Below are 2,983 nucleotides of genomic sequence, written 5' to 3' on the forward strand. Positions count from 1 at the left end.
GCGTGGCGTCACCCCCCCGGGGGGGGGGGGGGGGGGGGGAGGGCCGGCGCCCGGGGGTCGCGCACCCCCGGGCCCCGGCCCCCACGCGCGCGTGCCGGGCTCTAGCGCTCGTCCGCCTCGCGCCGGTGCCGGCCGTGCGGGGCGGAGGAAGGCTCCTCCGCCGCCGCGGCCGAACCCCGGTGCCGTCCGGCACCCGTGTCCTGCGACTCCTGCGTCGCCTCCGTGCTGTTCTCGGACATGGTCGTACTCACCCCGTTGGACGTGCTGGTGCTGTGCTGTGCTCTTGCTGCGGCGGTGAGTCTAACCAGCGGGTTTACGGTCCGTCAGAGGTGCCTGCTGGAGCGGGACCGGCCGGCACGCGCGCGGGCGCCCGTCCTCCCCGTCCGGCCCCCGGCCCGCCTCCCCGGCCGGCTCCGGCCCCCCGTCCGTCTCCGGGGCCGGCTCCGGCTCCGTCTCCGGGTCCGGCTCCGGCGGCACCGTGAGCCCGGCCAGCGCGCACGGCAGCTCGTCCGTCGAGCACGGCAGCCGCAGGACGCCCTCCGGCGACCACGTCCCGGCCCCCGCCACCCACCCGGGCGGCGCCGCCACCTGGTGCATCCGCCGCCCGGACGGCCGCCACAGGCCGACCCAGCTGCCGCCCGCCGCGTCGATCCGCAGCGCCACCCCGCAGCTCTCCGGCATCAGCACCTGGCCCGGCTGGATCGCGAACGGCGTCACCGCCGCGTCGTCCAGCCGCAGGCACTCGGGGAACCGCACCGGCAGCAGGCTGCCCAGCACCCCCCAGCCCAGCCGCTCGTGCCCCGGCGACGGCGCGTCCGAGCGGATCAGGAGCAGCCCGCTGTCCGGGTCCGCGAGCAGCAGCCGGTCGTCGCTCTCCTCGGTGATCTGGAGCAGCGGCGACACCTCGCCGCCCCGCTCCAGGTCCACCGCCACCGTCTTCACCGGCCCGTCGCCGAGCCGCCGGTCGAGCGCCAGTATCCGCCCCGTGCGGTCCAGCCAGACCCCGCCCGCGTAGTGGCCGGGCAGCTCCGCGACCCGCTCCGGGCCGAAGGCCCCGCCCGCCACCAGCCAGAGCGTGGTGGTCTCCGGGCCGGCGTGCATCGCGTACGCGCAGATGCCGTCCGGGGACGGCGGCAGCAGCTCCACGCGCCCCGGGCCGGGGGCCTCCACCGAGCCCAGCCGCAGCTCGCCGGTGCCGGGGCCGGTCGGGTACAGCAGCGAGAAGGTGTGGCGCGACCCGTCGACCCGGCGGCACACCAGGACCCGGCCGTCGGCCAGCGGCAGCAGCCGGGTGTCCGGCTCCTCGGGCTGGTCCAGCGGGAGCGGGACGGCGTACGGCTCCGGGCCGTCGAGCGTCCACCGCTCCGCGTACAGGGCGTCCCCGGAACCGGCCAGCCGGGCCCCGTACGCGCCGTTCGCCGTGATCGCGAACCCCGCCGGGGGGTGGACGGCCGTCCCCTCGCGGTCGCCGTCCTCGGCCGTGGTCTCGATGGCACACGCTGTCATCGACTCGTCACCTCCGGCCACGAAGCTAGTTTTCGCACTTCCAGCCGAACAACACGAGCCCCCGCACTTCACACATAAGGGTGGCGGTCGTCCCGTTCGATTGAGCGTGGGGGGCCGGTTGTGCTGCCGGGACCGGGGATACGTAAGGTAAGGCGAGCCTAAGCGGAGCCTGTGGGTCCGCCGTGGACCAGCCCTGCGTCGTCCCCCCTCGACGTCCGCCATCGAAGAGGAGCCCTCCCGATGTCCCTCCGCCGCCGCGGCACCGCCGCCGTCGTCGCCCTCGCCGCCGCGCTCTCCCTCGCGGCCTGCGGAGGAGGCGACGGCTCGTCCGACGCCTCCACCAAGAAGGAGGACACCGCGAAGAAGAAGGACGTCGCCACCGGCGGCAAGGACTTCGGCGACGCCGCCGCCAAGACCGCCGCCATGGGCACCGACGCCAAGCCGGGCCAGTTCCCCCGCACCCTCACCCACGCCATGGGCACCACCGAGGTCAAGGCCGCCCCGAAGCGCGTCGTCGTCCTCGACGTCGGCGAGCTCGACAACGTCGTCTCCCTCGGCGTCAAGCCCGTCGGCTACGCCCCTTCCGAGGGCGACGACGGCATCCCCGGCTACCTCGCCGAGGACGCCGGCAACCCCGAGTCCGTCGGCACGATCAACAACCTGAACCTGGAGGCCATCGCCAACCTCCAGCCCGACCTCATCCTCGGCAGCCAGCTGCGCGCCGCCGACAAGTACGACGAGCTGTCGAAGATCGCGCCGACCGTCTTCTCCATCCGCCCGGGCTTCACCTGGAAGGAGAACTACCTCCTCAACGCCGCCGCGCTCGACAGGACCGCCGAGGCGAAGGAGAAGCTCGCGGCCTACGAGACCAAGGCCAAGCAGCTCGGCACGGACATCGGTACGAACAAGCCGACCGTCTCGATGGTCCGCTACCTCCCCGGCAAGATCCGCCTCTACGCGAAGGCGTCGTTCATCGGCACCATCCTGGAGGACGCCGGCCTGCCCCGCCCGAAGAACCAGCAGGTGGACGAGCTCGCCGTCGAGGTCAGCCCGGAGAAGATCGACCAGGCCGACGCCGACTGGATCTTCACCGGCGTCTACGGCGACGCCAAGGCGACCAAGAAGGACGCCGCCCAGGGCAACCCCCTGTGGAAGAACCTCAAGGCCGTCAAGGGCGGCCAGGCCAAGGACGTCGCCGACGAGACCTGGTACCTCGGCCTCGGCGTGACCGCCGCGAACAGCGTCCTCGACGACCTGCGCGCCGATCTGGTGAAGTGACGCCGGGCCGACCCCTGGTTGTCCACAGGCCAGGACGGCGGGGCACGGAGGACAGGTAGCCTTTCCTCCCTGGCCCGGGAGTGGTTAATCATAGCGGCGGGCCTCGGCCGCTTGGCCCCCCCGCGGGGCCGGGCGGGGGGGCCCGCCCGGCGCGGTGAGTAGTCCCCACGTGGGGGGGTGTGGGGCCCGGCCACCCCGC

Annotated in this window: 3 protein-coding genes; 1 reads left to right on the plus strand and 2 read right to left on the minus strand. The window is 74.4% G+C overall.

Going from position 1 to position 2,983, the window contains the following annotated elements; translation table 11 throughout:
- Positions 1 to 101 precede the first annotated feature (101 nt).
- A complete protein-coding gene (locus ACFW1I_RS35780) occupies positions 102 to 239 on the minus strand; it encodes a hypothetical protein (protein ID WP_384677843.1) in 138 nt (45 codons plus the stop codon).
- Positions 240 to 300: 61 nt separating this feature from the next.
- Complete coding sequence (locus ACFW1I_RS35785; protein WP_384677845.1) at positions 301 to 1,506, minus strand: hypothetical protein; 1,206 nt, start codon at positions 1,504 to 1,506, stop codon at positions 301 to 303.
- Positions 1,507 to 1,746: 240 nt separating this feature from the next.
- Here ACFW1I_RS35785 and ACFW1I_RS35790 point away from each other — a divergent pair, with 240 nt between their 5' ends.
- The gene (locus ACFW1I_RS35790; protein ID WP_384677847.1) at positions 1,747 to 2,784 is read left to right on the plus strand and encodes an ABC transporter substrate-binding protein; all 1,038 of its coding nucleotides are present in this window, start codon (positions 1,747 to 1,749) and stop codon (positions 2,782 to 2,784) included.
- The last annotated feature ends 199 nt before the right edge of the window (positions 2,785 to 2,983 follow it).

The organism is Streptomyces sp. NPDC058955 (assembly GCF_042741435.1).
GTDB lineage: Bacteria > Actinomycetota > Actinomycetes > Streptomycetales > Streptomycetaceae > Streptomyces.

Coding starts and splice junctions, on each gene's coding strand:
- ACFW1I_RS35780 (WP_384677843.1), bottom strand. CDS start 239: ATGTCCGAGAACAGCACGGAGGCGACGCAGGAGTCGCAGGACACGGGT.
- ACFW1I_RS35785 (WP_384677845.1), bottom strand. CDS start 1,506: ATGACAGCGTGTGCCATCGAGACCACGGCCGAGGACGGCGACCGCGAG.
- ACFW1I_RS35790 (WP_384677847.1), top strand. CDS start 1,747: ATGTCCCTCCGCCGCCGCGGCACCGCCGCCGTCGTCGCCCTCGCCGCC.